This is a genomic window from Brevundimonas sp. FV1ye7S (assembly GCF_058680995.1).
Map to the genome: position 1 here is coordinate 1,739,519 of NZ_CM178726.1, position 16,577 is coordinate 1,756,095.

Below are 16,577 nucleotides of genomic sequence, written 5' to 3' on the forward strand. Positions count from 1 at the left end.
CATCAGCCCGGCGAGATCATCTTCTCGGGACGGACCGCCTCGTCGAATTCGGCGTCGGTCAGATAGCCGCCGCCGACGGCTTCTTCGCGCAGGGTGGTGCCGTTCTTGTGCGCGGTCTTGGCGATCTTGGCGCAGAGGTCGTAGCCCAGCTTGCCGTTCAGGGCGGTGACCAGCATCAGCGAGTTGTTCAGGCCGCGCGCGATATTGTCTTCGCGGGCCTCGATGCCGACGACGCAGTTGTCGGTGAAGCTGATGGCCGCGTCGGCGACCAGGCGGACCGACTGCAGGAAGTTGTAGGCCATGACGGGGTTGTAGACGTTCAGCTCGAAATGCCCCTGCGAGCCGGCGAAGGTCAGGGCGGCGTTGTTGCCGAACACCTGGACGCAGACCTGGGTCAGGGCTTCGCACTGGGTCGGGTTGACCTTGCCGGGCATGATCGACGAGCCCGGCTCGTTCTCCGGCAGGGCCAGTTCGCCCAGGCCCGAACGCGGGCCGGAGCCCAGGAAGCGGATGTCGTTGGCGATCTTGAACAGCGAGGCGGCGACGGTGTTGATGGCGCCGTGGCTGAAGACCATGGCGTCATGGGCGGCCAGGGCCTCGAACTTGTTCGGCGCCGTGGTGAAGGCAAGCCCGGTGATCTCGGCGATCTGGGCCGCGACCTTTTCCGCGAAACCGATGGGGGCGTTCAGGCCGGTGCCGACGGCGGTGCCGCCCTGGGCCAGTTCCATCAGCTTGGGCAGGGTCTGTTCGATGCGTTCGATGCCGTTGGCGACCTGTTGGGCATAGCCGCCGAACTCCTGGCCCAGGGTCAGGGGGGTGGCGTCCTGGGTATGGGTGCGGCCGATCTTGATGATGTGGGCCCAGGCCTTGGCCTTGGCGTCCAGGGCGGCGTGAAGGTGCTTCAGCGCCGGGATCAGGTCGTTGACCACCTGTTCCGCGCAGGCCACGTGCATGGCGGTCGGATAGGTGTCGTTCGACGACTGGCTCATGTTGACGTGGTCGTTGGGGTGGACCGGCTTCTTGGAGCCCATCTCGCCGCCCAGGATTTCGATGGCGCGGTTCGAGATCACCTCGTTGGCGTTCATGTTCGACTGGGTGCCCGACCCCGTCTGCCAGACGACCAGGGGGAAGTGGTCGTTCAGCCTGCCTTCGATGACCTCATTAGCCGCCTTGATGATGGCGTCGGCCAGGGCCGGATCCAGCTTGCCCAGGTCGCGGTTGGTCTCGGCGGCGGCGCGCTTGACGATGCCCAGGGCGCGCACGACCGGCAGGGGCTGTTTCTCCCAGCCGATCTTGAAATTGCCCAGCGACCGCTGCGCCTGGGCCCCCCAGTAGCGGTCGGCGGCGACCTCGATGGGGCCGAAGGTGTCGGTTTCGATGCGGACGTTGCTCATGCGCGGATCTCGTCTCTCAGACGTGGCGGTTGGTTGCGCGGCGGTGTAGCACGAGAGCGGGACAGGGCAAGGCGAGGCCAGATGATGAGACCAAAGGCGATACTGGCGGCCGCGTTGTTGGCGCTGGCGAACTGCGCCAGTCTTCCTGCTGATCCGGCGCGTCCTCGGGTCGTCCTAGATACTACGGCGGGGCGGATCGTCTTGGCGCTCGACGCCGCTGCGGCGCCGATCAGCACCTGCAACTTCATCGGCTATGTCGTCTTCGGCGACTACGACAACGGGTCCTTCTTCCGCACGGTCTTCCGCGAGACCAATACGGCCAACCCCTATCCCATCGACGTCATTCAGGCGGCGACGCCCCGCGGCAGCGATGACGACTCCCGGCCTCCCATCGTGCTGGAGCGGACCCGCGACACCGGGCTGCGCCATCTTGCCGGGACTGTTTCCCTGGCGCGGGGTGCCCCGGACAGCGCGACTTCCAGCTTTTTCATCGTCACCCAGGACACGCCCAGTCTCGACTTCGGTGGCGGCCGCAATCCTGATTGTCAGGGGTTTGCAGCGTTCGGAAAAGTCGTCGAGGGGTTGGATGTCGCGCGCCGCATCCAGCGGATGCCGGCAGACGATGCGGAGCAACTGACTCCGCCGGTGACGATCCGTTCGGCGCGCTTGCTGGACGCCGCGCCGGCCGCTTGCACCCAATGACGAAAGGCTGGATCGGGACAGGCAAGGTCCGGGCGCGGGAAGACGGCGAGGCGGTCGAGATCGTCATCGACGGCCTGACCACCCAGGCCAAATACTACAAGCCGCTGGTCTATGAGTTCATGCGCAAGGAATGGGCGTCACGCCCGTCCTGGGGCGATCATGTCGTCGAGATCCACATGGAGCATGTGGGCGAGCCGCCGTGGATGGATCTGGACAACCTGGCCAAGGCACTGCTCGATTCCATCAAGGGCTATCTGTTCCACGACGACAGTCAGGTCGCCCGCCTGCTGGTCGAGCGACGCGAGGGCGAGAGGGAGCGGATCATGATCCGCTCCTATCCCCGTCGGGACTGAGCCGTCACTTTTTCCGGAACTGGTCCAGCGACACGACCTTGGGGCCGTCGGAGCCCGGCGTCGGATCCTCGGGCGGCGTCGCTTCTTCGACCGCCTCGACGATTTCGGGCTCGTCGAACTGAAGCAGGAACTGGACGCTGGGATCGTAGAATCGGGTCACGGCCGAATAGGGCATGGCCAGGGTGCGCGGCACGCCGCCGAACCGCAGCTTCACGGAGAACCGGTCGGCCTCGACCTGCAGGTCCTCGTACTGGTGTTGCAGCACCACCGTCATCTCGTCCGGGTATTTGGCCAGCATGTCCGGCGGGATGCTGACCCCGGCGGCGCGGGTCTTGAAGGTGATGTAGAAGTGGTGGGCGCCCGGCAGGCCTTCGGCCAGAACATGGTCGAGCGCAGAACGGATCACGCCGCGCAACGCCTCGTGCGCCAGCCGCTCATACTGCATCTCATCGACCGGAGGGGTCTGGTCGGTCATCGTCACCTCGCAATTCAGCGCGACTGATAGCGTCGCCGGTCCCGCCGCGAAAGATGCGAATAGGGTAAACGGACAGTATGTGCGGAAGAAACGCCGGGATTCTGTTGCCAGGCTCCCGACAGGCCCCGCCCAAGGATCTGAACCCCTAGGACTTAAGATTCGAAATCACCCGAACCGCATTACGCGGCGAGAGCGACTTCTCCAGCGAAGTTATCGTTCGCAGTTAGAAAATGGCCCGATACGGTGGGCCAGGACGAGCGAAAGCAATCCTCTTTACACGTCCGTCGATGCTAGTCGGCCCCATGCTGCCTCCGCCGATAACGCGGGGAGAAAGTTGGTGGAGCCGCCGGGAATCGCACCCGGGTCCGGTCCGCTTATTACAAGCGCGTTTATCGCTATAGTCCGGCCGAAACCGGACAGGTCCAATATAGGCGTTGCGCGGACGCTTTCCAAGCGCCGCGTGCGTTTCAAACCCGCGCCCAGCCCGGGGTCTGGTTCCTGAACCAGGTCAGCTGGCGTTTGGCGTAGTTTCGGGTCGCCTGTTTCAGGGCGTCGATCGCTTCATCCCGACCGATCTCTCCGGCCAGATACGCCGCCAATTCGCGCACCCCGACCGCCTTCATGGCGGGCAGGGCCGGGGACAGATTCCGCGCGGTCAGGGCGCGCACCTCGTCGAGCGCGCCGTTCTCCATCATCAGGTCCACACGCCGGTCGCAGTTGGCGTAGAGGTCCGCACGGTCCGGTTCGATGACCCGTCCCCTCCATGACCCCGGCGACAGCAGGGGGCGAGTGTCCGCCTTCCAGTCGCTCAAGGCGCGGCCGCTGGCCGAATGGACGCTCATGGCGCGGACCAGCCGTTGGCGGTCGCCCTGTTCGATGGAACGGGCGGCTTCGGCGTCGATTTCAGCGAGACGGGCGCGGAATGCGGCTTCGCCTTGCGCCATATAGTCCGCCTCGACCGCGTCACGGAGGCTCTGAGGCACAGGGGGGATCTCCGCCAGTCCGCGGGTCAGGGCAGTGAAATAGAGACCGGTGCCGCCGACCAGGATCGCCGGCCGCCCGTCGGCGCGTGCGATATCCAGCAGATTCAGGGCCGCACGGCTCCATTTGCCCACCGACCAGGCGTCCGCCGCATCGGCGACGCCATACAGCCAGTGATCGGCCTGGGCCTCGTCTTCAGGCGACGGGCGGGCGGTGAGGATGCGCAGGTCGGCGTAAAGCTGCTGGCTGTCGGCGTTGATGATCACGGCGCCGGTCTCGCGCGCCATTTTCAACGCCAGGGCTGACTTGCCCGAGGCGGTGGGGCCGGCGATCAGGGTGACTAATGGCGGCTGGGACAAATCGAGGCTCGCGGGCGACATCCATGGGCGATAGAACGCGCCCCTTGTCGCCTGCAAGTCTTCTGGAGACCGCCTTGGTCGAACGTTCCGCCGTCATCGCCGCCCTCGACGCCGTCATGGACCCGGTCTCCGGTCAGGGCCTGTTCGCCTCGGGCCTCGTGCAGGGACTGGTGGTCGCTGAGGACCGCGCCGGCTTCGCTCTTGAGGTGGATCGCAGCCTGGTCGCGACCTATGCGCCCGTTCGCGACGCGGCCGAGGCCGCGCTGAAGGTCCTTCCCGGCATGAACCGCGTGTCGGTGATCCTGACGGCCGAAGCCAAACCCGGACTCGCCAGGCCGGTGGCGCGCACCGCAGGCCTTTCGAAGGCCGCTGTGGATCAGGGGCGCGCCAAGGCGCCGGTCCCCACCGATCGTCCGGCCCATGTCCGTCGCGTCCTGGCCGTCGCCAGCGGCAAGGGCGGGGTGGGCAAGTCGACCGTGGCGGTGAACCTGGCCGCCGCCCTGGCCGCACGCGGCCTGTCGGTCGGGATCCTCGACGCCGACGTCTATGGGCCGTCGCTGCCCACCATGCTGGGCATCAGCGGCCAGCCCGCCTATGAGGACGGCGCCATCGTTCCGCACCAGGCGCACGGGCTGAAGGCCATGTCGGTCGGCCTGCTGACCAGGATGGACGACGCCATGATCTGGCGCGGCCCCATGGCCTCCCAGGCCATCACCCAGATGCTGACGCAGACACGGTGGGGCACGGCCGAGGCGCCGCTGGATGTCTTGGTCGTTGATCTGCCCCCCGGCACCGGCGACGTGCAACTGACCTTGATCCAGAAGACGCCGCTGGACGGCGCCGTCATCGTCTCGACGCCGCAGGAAGTGGCCCTGGCCGATGCGCGGCGGGCGCATACACTGTTCCAACGGGTCAATGTCCCGACGCTGGGCCTGATCGAGAACATGACCGGCCCGGTGTTCGGACAGGGCGGAGCCAAGCCGGAGGCGGACCGTCTGTCCATTCCCTTCCTGGGAGCCCTGCCGCTGGACGCCGCGCTGCGCGAGGGCGGTGATGCGGGTCTGCCCGTTGTGGCGGACAACCCGAGTGGTGAAATCGCTGTCCGGTTCGCCTCAATAGCCGATCAGGTGGCGGCCGCCCTGGAACTGTAGAAACTTCACGGCAGGGGGTTTTCAAACGCAACTGTATTCGCCACCTTCGGTCTTACCGATACCCAAGGAGATCCGATGAGCGTCGACGCCCTGTTTCGCCCCTTCACCATCAAGGGGCTGACCCTGCCCAACCGCATCGTCATGGCCCCCATGACGCGGTCCTTCTCTCCCAACGGCATCCCGACCTCTGATGTGGCCGGCTATTATCGTCGCAGGGCGGAAGGCAGGGTGGGGCTGATCGTCACCGAGGGCACGGTCGTGGAGCGGCCCGCCGCCCGTAATGACGCCAATGTTCCGGTCTTCCACGGCGACGCCCTGCCGCAATGGAAGGCGGTGGTGGACGAGGTGCACACCGCCGGCGGGCTGATCGCGCCGCAGATCTGGCATGTCGGATCGGCGCGGGGGCAGGGCGAGGCCTGGTCGCCGCTGGGCAAGGTGGACAGTCCGTCGGGCCTGACGGCGCCGGGCAAGGCCAAGTATGAGCCGATGACCGAAGAGGACGTCGCCGACACCATCGCCGCCTTCGGTCGTTCGGCGCGCGCGGCGCGGGAGTTGGGCTTCGACGCCGTCGAGATTCACGGCGCCCACGGCTATCTGATCGACCAGTTCTTCTGGGGCGGGGTCAATGTGCGCGAGGACCGCTGGGGCGGTCCAACCATCGCCGACCGCGCTCGGTTCGGAGCCGAGGTGGTCAAGGCGGTTCGCGAAGGCGTCGGCGACGACATCCCCGTCATCCTGCGCCTGTCGCAATGGAAGCAGCAGGACTTCGCCGCCCGGATCGCCGAGACGCCGGACCAGATGGTCGAATGGCTGACGCCCCTGTCGGACGCGGGTGTTGATGTCTTCCACTGCTCGCAACGCCGCTTCTGGGAGCCGGAGTTCGAGGGATCGGACCTGAACTTCGCCGGCTGGGCCAAGAAGCTGATGAACAAGCCGACCATCACCGTCGGCTCGGTCGGCCTGGACGGCGAGTTCATCGCGGCGTTCGGCGGCGAAGGATCGAAGCCCGCATCCCTGGACGGCCTGCTGCGCCGGCTGGAGAACGAGGAGTTCGATCTAGTGGCTGTCGGCCGCGCCCTTCTGGCCGATCCGCACTGGGTGCAGAAGATCCGCGACGGGCGCACCGACGAGCTGCGCAACTTCGAGCGCTCGGACCTGATGACCCTGTCGTGACGCGATTGGTCGAGTCGGTCCGTCTCTGCGGAGGTCAGGCCGGCTCGACGATCACGGCCGTGCCGTAGCACAGCACTTCGGTCACGCCGGGCATGATCTCGGTGGCGTCGTAGCGGACGGCCAGGATGGCGTTGGCGCCGTGTTCCTGGGCATGTTTGACCAGTTCGTCATAGGCTTCCTGACGCCCGGCCTCGGCCAGTTTCACATAGGCGCCGACACGTCCGCCCAGCATGGACTGGACCCCGCCTATGGCGTCGGAAATGGCGTTGCGGGACCGCACCGTCACGCCGCGCACCAGGCCGATATGGCGGGTGACGCGGAAACCGGGCAGATCGTTGGTGGTCGTGACGTACATGGACTTCTCCTAGCGACGTTCCAGCACACGGAAGGTGAAGGCGTGGTCATCCTTCTCGCCCGCCGTGTGGACTTCTGACGATACCTCGGTCCAGGCCGTTTCGTCGAACGGTGGAAAGACCGCGTCTCCTTCGGGGGCGGCGTCCACCTCGGTGATATAGAGGCGACGCGCGCGGGGCAGGACGGCGGCGAAAAGGGCGGTGCCGCCGATGACGCAGATCTCGTCCACGCCGTCCTCCTCGGCCGTCTCCCGCGCGATCTCGATCGCCTCATCCAGTGTGGCGCAGACCAGGGCGCCCTTGGACATGCCGTCGGCCTCGTAGGATTCGTCCTTGGTCAGCACCAGGTTCAGCCGGCCGGGCAGGGGTTTGAGCGGCAGGCTCTCCCAGGTCTTGCGCCCCATCAGACAGGGCTTGCCCACCGTGATGGCCTTGAACCGCTGCAGGTCCGAGCGCAGCCGCCAGGGCAGGTCGCCGTCACGGCCGATGACGCCGTTGCGCCCGCGGGCGACGACCAGGGAGATCAGGGGAATGCTCATGGCGTGTCTTCCGTCTGGGGTTCGAGCCATTTGAGCCATTTGCGCCGCATGGCCGTTTCCAGATCAACGCCTGCGCCCGCGCAATAGATCAGCAGCATGCCCAGAACATCGGCCGCCTCGTCGCCCAGGGCGTCAGCGTCGGGCGTTCCGCGCGCCCGTCCGGACAGACGCAGATGTTCGGCCGTCAGCTCTCCCAGCTCTTCCTGGAGCTTCAGCAGAGCCCAGTCGCGGTCGCGGTCGATCTGATGTTCGGCGGCGTAGATGTCGGAGATGCGCAGGACGTCGGCCTGCAAAGATCTGAGGTCCATCAGACGGCTACGGCCGCCTTGATGTGCGGCCAGGCTTCGTAAGCCTCAAGCGTGAAGTCCGACAGTTCGAAGGCGAACAGGTCGGTCTTGGGCGCGATGCGCATGACCGGCAGGGGCAGGGGCTCGCGCGTCAGCTGGAGTTCGGCCTGTTCCAGGTGGTTCAGATACAGGTGGGCGTCGCCGAAGGTGTGGACGAAGTCGCCGGGCTCAAGTCCGACCACCTGGGCCAGCATCATGGTGAGCAGGGCGTAGGAGGCGATGTTGAACGGCACGCCCAGGAAGACGTCGGCGCTGCGCTGGTACAGCTGGCAGCTCAGCTTGCCGTCTGCGACGAAGAACTGGAACAGGCAGTGGCAGGGCGGCAGGGCCATGTCGTCGACATCGGCCGGGTTCCACGCCGTGACGATGTGGCGGCGGCTGTTGGGGTTGGTCTTCAGGCCGTGAACCAATTTCTCGATCTGGTCGATGGACCGGCCGTCCGGCGCCGTCCACGACCGCCACTGCTTGCCGTAGACCGGCCCCAATTCACCCTCGGCGTCGGCCCATTCGTCCCAGATGCGGACGCCGTTGTCCTTGAGCCAGCCGATATTGGTCTCGCCGCGCAGGAACCACAGCAGTTCGACGATGATCGACCGCAGGTGCAGCTTCTTGGTCGTCAGGACGGGGAAGCCCTTCGACAGGTCGAACCGCATCTGGCGGCCGAAGACGCCCAGGGTGCCGGTGCCGGTGCGGTCGTCGCGGCGCACGCCATTGTCCAGAATGTCGCGCAGCAGGTTCAGATACTGCCGCTCCGGATGGTCGGCGGGCGCGGCCGCGCTGCGCGCCTGGAGGTCGGCTTGGATCATCTGAACGGTCATGACCTCAAACTGCCCCAGAATTCGATTCGTGACCGGGCAAATCGGTTGCGGCGGTCGGGCGTCCACAGGAATCGAATCGGTCGCTGGACGGCTTCAAACGTCGAACACCCTGCCGCCGAAACCTGAGAACCGTTATCAATGAAGGTTTTAGGTCGTTTTGTCCATGCTCAGGACATGGACAAGCTTCGGTGTCGGGCGCAAAGAAAAGACAGAGATCGCCATAAGCGAAAGAACGAATATCGTGTTCGACTATAAGGCCGCCTTTGAAAACTCGGTGGAGCAGGTGCGCAGCGAAGGACGGTATCGCGTCTTCGCCGACCTGAAGCGCGTTCGCGGGCAATTCCCGCAGGCTGTGCGCCGCCGCGAGGACGGGTCCGAGCAGGACGTCGTCATCTGGTGCTCGAACGACTATCTGGGCATGGGCCAGCACCCGGTCGTGCTGAAGGCCATGCAGGACGAGATCGACGCCGTGGGCGCGGGCGCCGGCGGCACGCGCAACATCTCCGGCACGACGCGCTCGGCGGTGGATCTGGAGGCCGAACTGGCCGACTGGCACCAGAAGGAGGCGGCGCTGCTGTTCACCTCGGGCTATGTCGGCAACGAGGCGACCCTGTCGACCCTGCAGAAGATCCTGCCCGGCCTCATCACCTTCTCCGACGCGCTGAACCACGCCTCGATGATCGCCGGCATCCGCCAGGGCGGCGGCGAACGGCACATCTTCAAGCATAACGACCTGGCCCATCTGGAGGCTCTGCTGGCCGCCGCTCCGGCCGGAGCGCCCAAGCTGGTCGCCTTCGAGAGCGTCTATTCGATGGACGGCGACATCGCCGACCTGGCCGGCACCATCGCCCTGGCCAGGAAATACGGCGCCATGACCTATCTGGACGAGGTCCATGCGGTCGGCCTGTATGGCGAAACCGGCGCCGGCGTGGCCGAGCGTGACGGCCTGCTGGACCAGATCGACATCATCGAATGCACCCTGGGCAAGGCCATCGGCGTCATGGGCGGCTATATCGCCGCCGACGCCGTGATCATCGACGCCGTGCGCAGCTGGGCCTCAGGCTTCATCTTCACCACCAGCCTGCCGCCCGCCCTGACGGCGGGGGCCCTGGCGTCAGTGCGGCACCTGAAGACCCATCCCGAACTGCGCGAACAGCATCAGGAACGGGCGGCGACGCTGAAGGCGCGGTTCGCCGCCGCCGGGATTCCGGTGATGGACTCGGAAAGCCATATCGTGCCGGTGCACGTCGGCGATCCGGTCCACTGCAAGATGATCTCGGACATGCTGCTGGACGAGTACGGCGTCTATGTTCAGCCGATCAACTATCCGACCGTGCCCAAGGGGACAGAGCGGCTGCGCTTTACGCCCTCGCCGAACCACACGGACGAGATGATGGACCATGTCGTCCAGGCCATGGACCGCCTGTTCGCCCACTGCAATGTGGCGCGCCGGTCGGTGGCGGCCTGAGACAGACGTGGCGGACGACGACGACCTCGGCGAGGTGATCGTCGAGACCGTGCGCAACGGCCCCTATATCAAATGCTCGGCCATCCATGTGGCCACCGGCCGCGAGGTCAGCGCCATGGGGCCGGTCAACGAGCCCAAGGCGGTCGAGCGGGTGGCGATCGCGAAGTTGAGGCGGGCGCTGGGGCTTTAGAAGGCTTGGGTGGGACACAAGATATTGTGGTTCGGCGCGCTGCGGCCTAGATAGGCGGCCTTCTCAGACGCGGGGATTCCGACGTGACCGCCTTCACCCATGACGCCTATTTCACCAAGACCCTGGCCGACGCCGATCCGGACGTCTTCAAGGCTATTCAGGGCGAGATGGGGCGGCAGAAGGAGCAGATCGAGCTGATCGCGTCGGAGAACATCGTCTCCCAGGCGGTGCTGGACGCGCAGGGCTCGGTTCTGACGAACAAATACGCCGAGGGCTATCCTGGTCGTCGCTATTACGGCGGCTGCGAATTCGTCGATGTGACCGAGGATCTGGCGCGCGAACGGGCCAAGAAACTGTTCGGCGCGGCCTTCGCCAATGTGCAGCCCCACTCGGGCGCCCAGGCCAACCAGGCGGTGTTCTTCACCCTGCTGCAGCCCGGAGACACATTCCTGGGTATGGACCTGGCCTGCGGCGGGCACCTGACGCACGGGTCGCCGGCGAACCAGTCGGGCAAGTGGTTCCGGCCCGTGACCTACAAGGTCCGCGAAGACACCCATCTGATCGACTATGACCATGTGGCGGAGATGGCGCAGAAGGAGAAGCCCAAGCTGATCCTGGCCGGCGCCAGCGCCTATAGCCGCCACATCGACTTCAAGCGGTTCCGCGAGATCGCCGACAGCGTCGGCGCCTATCTGATGGTGGACATGGCCCACTACGCCGGCCTGGTCGCCGGCGGCGCCTATCCCGATCCGATCCCGCACGCCCACGTCGTGACCACGACGACGCACAAGACCCTGCGCGGACCGCGCGGCGGCATGATCCTGTCCAACGACGTCGAGCTGGGCAAGAAGATCAACTCGGCCGTCTTCCCCGGCCTGCAGGGCGGGCCGCTGGAGCATGTGATCGCGGCCAAGGCCGTGGCCTTCGGCGAGGCGCTGCAGCCCGAGTTCAAACTGTACGCCCAGCAAGTGGTCAAGAACGCCCAGGCCCTGGCCGGCGTCCTGGTCGAGCGCGGCCTGGCCATCGTCTCGGGCGGCACCGACAGCCACCTGGCCCTGGTCGATCTGCGGCCCAAGGGCGTGACCGGCAAGGCGACCGAGCACGAGCTCGAGAAGGCGCTGATGACCTGCAACAAGAACGGCGTGCCGTTCGACACCGCCCCCTTCACCGTCACCTCGGGCGTTCGCCTGGGCACGCCGGCGGGCACGACGCGCGGCTTCGGCGAGGACGAGTTCAAGCAGATCGGCCACTGGATCGCCGACGTCGTCTCGTCGATGAACGGCGGCGATGAAGCCGATCCGGCCGTGGTCGCGGGCGTGGCGGCCCAGGTGCGGGAGCTGACCAACCGCTTCCCCATCTACCGATGATCTGACCGATGAAGTGCCCCTTCTGCGGTCATCAGGACACCCAGGTTAAGGACAGCCGGCCGTCGGACGACGGCTCGGCGATCCGACGCCGTCGATCCTGTCCGAACTGCAACGGGCGCTTCACCACCTTCGAACGGGTGCAACTGCGCGAACTGGTGATCCTGAAGCGCAACGGGCGGCGCACGCCGTTCGACCGCGACAAGCTGGAGCGGTCGCTGGGCGTGGCCCTGCGCAAACGGCCGGTCCAGCCCGAACAGGTCGAGCAGATGGTCAACCGGATCGTGCGCCAGCTGGAGAGCCTGGGCGAGACCGAAGTGCCGTCGAGTACGGTAGGCGACTTCATCATGAAGGCCCTCAAGGGCGTGGATGAGGTGGCCTATGTCCGCTACGCCTCGGTCTACAAGGACTTCCGCCATACCGGTGATTTCGCCAAATTCCTGGGCGCCGAAGGTTTTTCCGATGGGGGCTTCGACGAGCCCTCCGACAAGGCCTGATGCGCGTCACCCTGAAGCTGGCCACGTCGCTGGACGGGCGTATCGCCACGGCCACGGGCGAAAGCCGGTGGATCACCGGCGAGGCGGCGCGGCTGGAAGGGCATCGGCTGCGCGCCGGCCATGACGCCGTTCTGGTGGGCGTCGAGACGGTGCTGAAGGACGACCCCGAACTGACCGCGCGCCTGCCGGGGCGCAGCGTGGACCAGCCGCTGCGGGTGGTGCTGGACAGTCGGCTGCGCACGCCGGCGACGGCGAAACTGGCGGGCGAAAACACCCTGATCCTGACGACGGTCGAACCGAAGCCCGTCGGCGCAGCCCAGGTGCGGCGGGTCGAGGCCGACCACGAGGACGGGCGTCCGGCGATCCCGGCGGTGCTGAAGGCGCTGAAGGCGGCGGGCGTGGACTCGGTGCTGATCGAGGGCGGGGGGCAGGTCGCGGCCGCCTTCCTGAGGGCCAGGGCTGTGGACCGGCTGGAGTGGTTCCGGGCGCCGATCCTGCTGGGCGGGGAGGGGCGGCCCTGCGTGGCGGCCCTTGCTCTTGCAAAGCTGGCCGACGCCCCCAAGTTCCGTCGCCTGGGCGTCACGCCCGTCGGAGACGATCTGTGGGAGCGCTACGAGCGATCGTGACGCCGCCGCCGGGCGTTTTCGCCGGTCGATTTCAGACGATTCAGACTATTCAGACTGTGTTTTTTGGGTCCGGAAGGGACCGGAGCCGAAATGTTCACCGGAATCGTCACCGACATCGGGCGCGTTCGCGACGTCCGTGAGACGGAGCGGGATCGCCGCTATGAGATCCAGACCGCCTGGGACGTGTCCGGGATCGACCTGGGCGCCTCGATCAGCCACGCGGGCTGCTGCCTGACGGTGACGGAGAAGGGGACGGATTGGTTCGCGGTCGAGGTGTCGAACGAGACCCTGTCCAAGACGACCCTGGGCGCGTGGAAGGCCGGCGACGGCGTCAATCTGGAACGCGCCGCCAAACTGGGCGACGAGATGGGCGGCCATGTGGTCTCGGGCCATGTCGACGGCCTGGGCCGCGTCGTCTCGATCACGCCGGAGGGCGGGTCGCACCGGGTCGAGGTCGAGGCGCCGGCGCCGCTGCACCGCTATATCGCCGCCAAGGGCTCGATCACCGTGGACGGGGTGTCCCTGACGGTGAACAGCGTCGCGGGACAGGTGTTTTCGTTGAATATCATTCCGCATACGTGGGATGTGACGACCCTGGGCCGTCTGAAGGCGGGCGATCCGGTCAATCTCGAGATCGACATGCTGGCGCGATACCTCGCGCGGTGGCAGGAGACGGCGTGATGCAATTGGCCGCAAACATGAACGACAGCCCGATCAGTCCCATCGAGGACATTCTTGAGGACGCCCGCAACGGCCGTCCCTACATCCTGGTGGACGCCGAGGACCGCGAGAACGAGGGGGACATCATCATCCCCGCCCAGTTCGCGACCCCCGACCAGATCAATTTCATGATCCGCCAGGCCCGCGGGCTGGTGTGTTTGGCCCTGACGGCCGAGCGGGCCAATCAGCTGCGGCTGCCGCCGATGGCGGCCGACAATCGCGAGAGCATGAAGACCGCCTTCACCGTCTCGATTGAGGCCAAGGAGGGCGTGACCACGGGGATTTCGGCGGCCGACCGGTCGCGCACCATTCATGTGGCCACCGACGCGTCGAAGGGCATGGACGACATCGTCTCGCCCGGCCACATCTTCCCCCTGGTAGCGCGCGACGGCGGGGTTCTGGTCCGCGCCGGCCATACTGAGGCCGCCGTGGACATCAGCCGCATGGCGGGCCTGACGCCGGCCGGGGTGATCTGCGAGATCATCAAGGACGACGGCGAGATGGCGCGGATGCCCGATCTGGTCGCCTTCGCCCAACTGCACGGGCTGAAGATCGGCACTATCGCGGACCTGATCGCCTATCGCCGCCGCACCGAGCGGTTCGTCGAACGGGTCATGGATACGCCGTTCGAGAGCGTCCACGGCGGGCCGTTCCGCCTGATGCTGTACCGGAACACCATCGAGGGCGCGGAACACGTCGCCCTGGTCCACGGCAAGATCGACCCGTCCAAGCCGACCCTGGTGCGGATGCACCAGGTGGACTTCGCCTGCGACCTGCTGGGCCATGTCGAGACGCGCCAGGACTATGTGCCCAAGGCGCTGAAACAGATCACCGACCATGACGGTCCGGGCGTGGTCGTCTTCCTGCGCGATCCGTCGCTGACCTCGCTGGCGGAACGTCTGGCGGGCGTGGACAAGCCGGCGGCGGTGGACCGGTCGCTGCGAGCCTATGGCGTGGGCGCGCAGATCCTGCTGGACCTGGGCGTCAGAGACATGATCGTGATGAGTTCGACGCGGCCTGAACCGACGGCGCTTGAGGGCTATGGCCTGCGCATCGTCGGCTGGCGCGACATGGATGGAGAAGACAAGTCGTGACCGAGGCCCCCCGTATTCTGATCGTCGAGGCGCGCTTCTACGACGAATTGGCCGACGCCCTGCTGGAGGGCGCCAAGGAGACGTTGAAGGCGCGCGGCGCCGAGTTCGACGTCGTCACCGTGCCGGGCGCCCTGGAGATCCCGGCCGTCATCGCCATGGCCGAGGAGGCCGGACGGTTCCCGACCGCGCCCCGTTACGACGGCTATGTCGCCCTGGGCTGCGTGATCCGCGGCGAGACCTATCATTTCGAGATCGTCTCGGACCAGTCGGCGGCCGGCCTCATGGCCCTGGGCGTCAAGGGACTGCTGATCGGCAACGGCATCCTGACGACCGAGGACGAGGACCAGGCCTGGGCCCGGGCGCGGCTTTCCGAAGGGGATAAGGGGGGCGGGGCGGCCAAAGCCTGTCTCGAGCTCATTGCATTGAAGAAGCGGTTGCGGCTAGGCCTCGGCGCATGACTGAACCGAACAGCGTCAAAGCCGTCCTCGAACAACTGGCCGAGGCCGAGAAGCAGCGGGCCGAGCCTCATCTCAGCTCCAAACAACGCCGTGCGCGCACCGTGTCGCGTCTCGCCGCCGTCCAGGCCCTGTACCAGATGGAGCTGGCGGGCGAGGGCGTTGAGACGGTGATCACCGAATTCGCCAACTTCCGCTTCGATACGGATATCGAGGGCGAGGCCCTGGCCGAGGCCGACGAAGCCTATTTCGCCGACATCGTGCGGGGCGTGATCGAGAGCCAGCGCGACATCGACACGGCGATCAAGGCCCGCCTGGCGTCCAACTGGAAGCTGGAGCGGATCGACGCCACCCTGCGCGCCCTCCTGCGCTCGGGCGCCTGGGAGTTGATCAAACACCCGGAGACGCCGCGCGAGGTCGTGATCGACGAATATGTCGAACTGGCCAAGGCCTTCTTCGACGACTCCGAGGCGCGGTTCGTCAATGCGGCGCTGGACGGCGTGTCCAGAGACACGCGCAAATAATGCCGTCGCTCGACGTCGCGGGCGAGTTCGAGACGATCGAGAGGCTGCTGCGGCCCCTGGCCCATCCCGAATGGGGCCGGGGGCTGGCCGATGATGTGGCGGTGCTGCCCTCGCGGCCCGGCTATGACCTGGTTCTGACCAAGGACGCAATCGTCGAAGGGGTGCATTTCCTGCCCGACGATCCGCTGGACACGGTGGCCAAGAAGCTGCTGCGGGTGAACTTGTCGGACCTGGCCGCCAAGGGAGCCGAGCCTTTCGGCTATCTGCTGGCCTGCTGCTGGTCGGACCGCTGCGGCTGGCCCGAACGCGAGGCCTTTGCGGCCGGGCTGGCGCAGGATCAGGCCCTGTTCGGGGTGTTTCTGATGGGCGGCGACACGGTCAGGACGCCGGGGCCGGCGGTGTTCTCCCTGACAGCCCTTGGCTGGGTTCCGGCGGGTGGGGCGGTGTCGCGCGCGGGCGCCCAGGTGGGAGACCTGGTCTTCGTCACCGGAACCATCGGCGATGGCCTGCTGGGGCTTCAGGCGGCGCAAGCCAAGCTGAAGCTGGACGCCGAACGGCTTGCGCGCCTGATCGACCATTACCGGAGCCCCATGCCGAGACTGGACTTCGCGGAGGTCGTCCGGAACCTGGCGACGGCGGCGGCGGACGTGTCCGACGGTCTGGCGGCGGACCTGAACCATATCGCCAAGGCCAGCGGCGTCGGCATTGCCCTGAACCTCAGCGTCCTGCCCCTGTCCGCCGCCGCCCAGGCCTGGTTCGAGGACCGGGTCGATCCGCAGGCGGCGCTGGAGGACCTGGCGACCGGCGGCGACGACTACCAGATCGTCTTCACAGCGCATCCCCGCCATGAGGAGACCCTGCGTCGCGAGGCCGAACGCCGCCTGCTGCGCCTGACCCGGATCGGAGCGGTTACGGCGGGCGCGGGCGTTGCGGTCGACTATGGGGGACGGCGGATAGAGTTGGCGCGGCGCGGCTGGACCCATGGCTGAGCCGG

At 66.8% G+C, this 16,577-nt stretch carries 21 protein-coding genes and 1 other RNA gene; 14 read left to right on the forward strand and 8 right to left on the reverse strand.

The window, feature by feature from the left end; translation table 11 throughout:
* Positions 1-2: 2 nt before the first annotated feature.
* The gene (gene fumC / locus ACW18C_RS08370) at positions 3-1,394 is read right to left on the reverse strand and encodes a class II fumarate hydratase (RefSeq protein WP_035306008.1); all 1,392 of its coding nucleotides are present in this window, start codon (positions 1,392-1,394) and stop codon (positions 3-5) included.
* Positions 1,395-1,595: 201 nt separating this feature from the next.
* On the opposite strand from fumC, the gene ACW18C_RS08375 reads away from it, so the two are divergent.
* Both ACW18C_RS08375 and ACW18C_RS08380 read left to right on the forward strand, forming a co-directional pair.
* The gene (locus ACW18C_RS08375) at positions 1,596-2,096 is read left to right on the forward strand and encodes a peptidylprolyl isomerase (protein WP_492070465.1); all 501 of its coding nucleotides are present in this window, start codon (positions 1,596-1,598) and stop codon (positions 2,094-2,096) included.
* Entirely contained in the window at positions 2,093-2,449 is a 357-nt protein-coding gene (locus tag ACW18C_RS08380; protein WP_492070466.1) for a RusA family crossover junction endodeoxyribonuclease, read from the forward strand. Before ACW18C_RS08375 ends, ACW18C_RS08380 begins: the two co-directional genes overlap by 4 nt.
* A 4-nt stretch (positions 2,450-2,453) precedes the next feature.
* Here ACW18C_RS08380 and ACW18C_RS08385 read toward each other — a convergent pair whose 3' ends face one another.
* The 3 genes from ACW18C_RS08385 to miaA all read right to left on the reverse strand — a co-directional run bounded on the left by ACW18C_RS08385 (position 2,454) and on the right by miaA (position 4,285).
* Positions 2,454-2,924, reverse strand: coding sequence for an SspB family protein (locus ACW18C_RS08385; RefSeq protein WP_008262374.1), 471 nt, complete (start codon positions 2,922-2,924; stop codon positions 2,454-2,456).
* 89 nt (positions 2,925-3,013) lie between these two features.
* Positions 3,014-3,381, reverse strand: a transfer-messenger RNA (tmRNA) gene (gene ssrA, locus ACW18C_RS08390).
* 10 nt (positions 3,382-3,391) lie between these two features.
* On the reverse strand, positions 3,392-4,285 hold the full coding sequence (miaA, locus tag ACW18C_RS08395) for a tRNA (adenosine(37)-N6)-dimethylallyltransferase MiaA (RefSeq protein WP_492070467.1): 894 nt from the start codon (positions 4,283-4,285) through the stop codon (positions 3,392-3,394).
* A gap of 53 nt (positions 4,286-4,338) precedes the next feature.
* Between miaA and ACW18C_RS08400 the strand changes: the two genes are divergently transcribed.
* Positions 4,339-5,415: an Mrp/NBP35 family ATP-binding protein gene (locus tag ACW18C_RS08400; protein WP_492070468.1), complete on the forward strand. Its 1,077-nt coding sequence runs from the start codon at positions 4,339-4,341 to the stop codon at positions 5,413-5,415.
* Between the two features lie 75 nt (positions 5,416-5,490).
* Positions 5,491-6,588: an NADH:flavin oxidoreductase gene (locus tag ACW18C_RS08405; protein ID WP_492070469.1), complete on the forward strand. Its 1,098-nt coding sequence runs from the start codon at positions 5,491-5,493 to the stop codon at positions 6,586-6,588.
* Between the two features lie 34 nt (positions 6,589-6,622).
* On the opposite strand, the gene ACW18C_RS08410 is transcribed toward ACW18C_RS08405, so the two are convergent.
* The 4 genes from ACW18C_RS08410 to ACW18C_RS08425 are packed head-to-tail and all read right to left on the reverse strand — an operon-like array spanning position 6,623 to position 8,633.
* On the reverse strand, positions 6,623-6,943 hold the full coding sequence (locus tag ACW18C_RS08410; protein WP_154725504.1) for a YbjQ family protein: 321 nt from the start codon (positions 6,941-6,943) through the stop codon (positions 6,623-6,625).
* Between the two features lie 9 nt (positions 6,944-6,952).
* Positions 6,953-7,480, reverse strand: a complete 528-nt coding sequence (locus ACW18C_RS08415) for a dihydrofolate reductase (protein ID WP_492070470.1) — start codon at positions 7,478-7,480, stop codon at positions 6,953-6,955.
* Complete coding sequence (locus tag ACW18C_RS08420) at positions 7,477-7,788, reverse strand: nucleoside triphosphate pyrophosphohydrolase family protein (protein ID WP_426025407.1); 312 nt, start codon at positions 7,786-7,788, stop codon at positions 7,477-7,479. Before ACW18C_RS08420 ends, ACW18C_RS08415 begins: the two co-directional genes overlap by 4 nt.
* The gene (locus ACW18C_RS08425) at positions 7,788-8,633 is read right to left on the reverse strand and encodes a thymidylate synthase (protein WP_492070471.1); all 846 of its coding nucleotides are present in this window, start codon (positions 8,631-8,633) and stop codon (positions 7,788-7,790) included. The genes ACW18C_RS08420 and ACW18C_RS08425 overlap by 1 nt, the downstream gene beginning before the upstream one ends.
* A 253-nt stretch (positions 8,634-8,886) precedes the next feature.
* On the opposite strand from ACW18C_RS08425, the gene hemA reads away from it, so the two are divergent.
* The 10 genes from hemA to thiL all read left to right on the forward strand — a co-directional run bounded on the left by hemA (position 8,887) and on the right by thiL (position 16,572).
* Positions 8,887-10,113, forward strand: a complete 1,227-nt coding sequence (gene hemA, locus ACW18C_RS08430) for a 5-aminolevulinate synthase (protein ID WP_292147444.1) — start codon at positions 8,887-8,889, stop codon at positions 10,111-10,113.
* A gap of 7 nt (positions 10,114-10,120) precedes the next feature.
* The gene (locus ACW18C_RS08435) at positions 10,121-10,303 is read left to right on the forward strand and encodes a DUF6898 family protein (protein WP_492070472.1); all 183 of its coding nucleotides are present in this window, start codon (positions 10,121-10,123) and stop codon (positions 10,301-10,303) included.
* A gap of 83 nt (positions 10,304-10,386) precedes the next feature.
* A complete protein-coding gene (gene glyA / locus ACW18C_RS08440; RefSeq protein WP_292147446.1) occupies positions 10,387-11,670 on the forward strand; it encodes a serine hydroxymethyltransferase in 1,284 nt (427 codons plus the stop codon).
* An 8-nt stretch (positions 11,671-11,678) separates the two neighbouring features.
* The gene (gene nrdR, locus ACW18C_RS08445) at positions 11,679-12,164 is read left to right on the forward strand and encodes a transcriptional regulator NrdR (protein WP_492070473.1); all 486 of its coding nucleotides are present in this window, start codon (positions 11,679-11,681) and stop codon (positions 12,162-12,164) included.
* The gene (locus tag ACW18C_RS08450) at positions 12,164-12,790 is read left to right on the forward strand and encodes a RibD family protein (RefSeq protein ID WP_492070474.1); all 627 of its coding nucleotides are present in this window, start codon (positions 12,164-12,166) and stop codon (positions 12,788-12,790) included. The genes nrdR and ACW18C_RS08450 overlap by 1 nt, the downstream gene beginning before the upstream one ends.
* Positions 12,791-12,880: 90 nt before the next feature.
* Entirely contained in the window at positions 12,881-13,471 is a 591-nt protein-coding gene (locus ACW18C_RS08455) for a riboflavin synthase (RefSeq protein WP_492070475.1), read from the forward strand.
* Positions 13,471-14,604 carry a 3,4-dihydroxy-2-butanone-4-phosphate synthase gene (gene ribB, locus ACW18C_RS08460; RefSeq protein WP_492070476.1) on the forward strand — a complete coding sequence of 378 codons (1,134 nt, stop codon included), beginning with the start codon at positions 13,471-13,473 and terminating at the stop codon, positions 14,602-14,604. The genes ACW18C_RS08455 and ribB overlap by 1 nt, the downstream gene beginning before the upstream one ends.
* Positions 14,601-15,062: a 6,7-dimethyl-8-ribityllumazine synthase gene (gene ribH / locus ACW18C_RS08465; protein WP_008263826.1), complete on the forward strand. Its 462-nt coding sequence runs from the start codon at positions 14,601-14,603 to the stop codon at positions 15,060-15,062. Before ribB ends, ribH begins: the two co-directional genes overlap by 4 nt.
* The gene (nusB, locus tag ACW18C_RS08470) at positions 15,059-15,583 is read left to right on the forward strand and encodes a transcription antitermination factor NusB (RefSeq protein WP_008258889.1); all 525 of its coding nucleotides are present in this window, start codon (positions 15,059-15,061) and stop codon (positions 15,581-15,583) included. Before ribH ends, nusB begins: the two co-directional genes overlap by 4 nt.
* On the forward strand, positions 15,583-16,572 hold the full coding sequence (thiL, locus tag ACW18C_RS08475) for a thiamine-phosphate kinase (protein WP_492070477.1): 990 nt from the start codon (positions 15,583-15,585) through the stop codon (positions 16,570-16,572). Before nusB ends, thiL begins: the two co-directional genes overlap by 1 nt.
* The last annotated feature ends 5 nt before the right edge of the window (positions 16,573-16,577 follow it).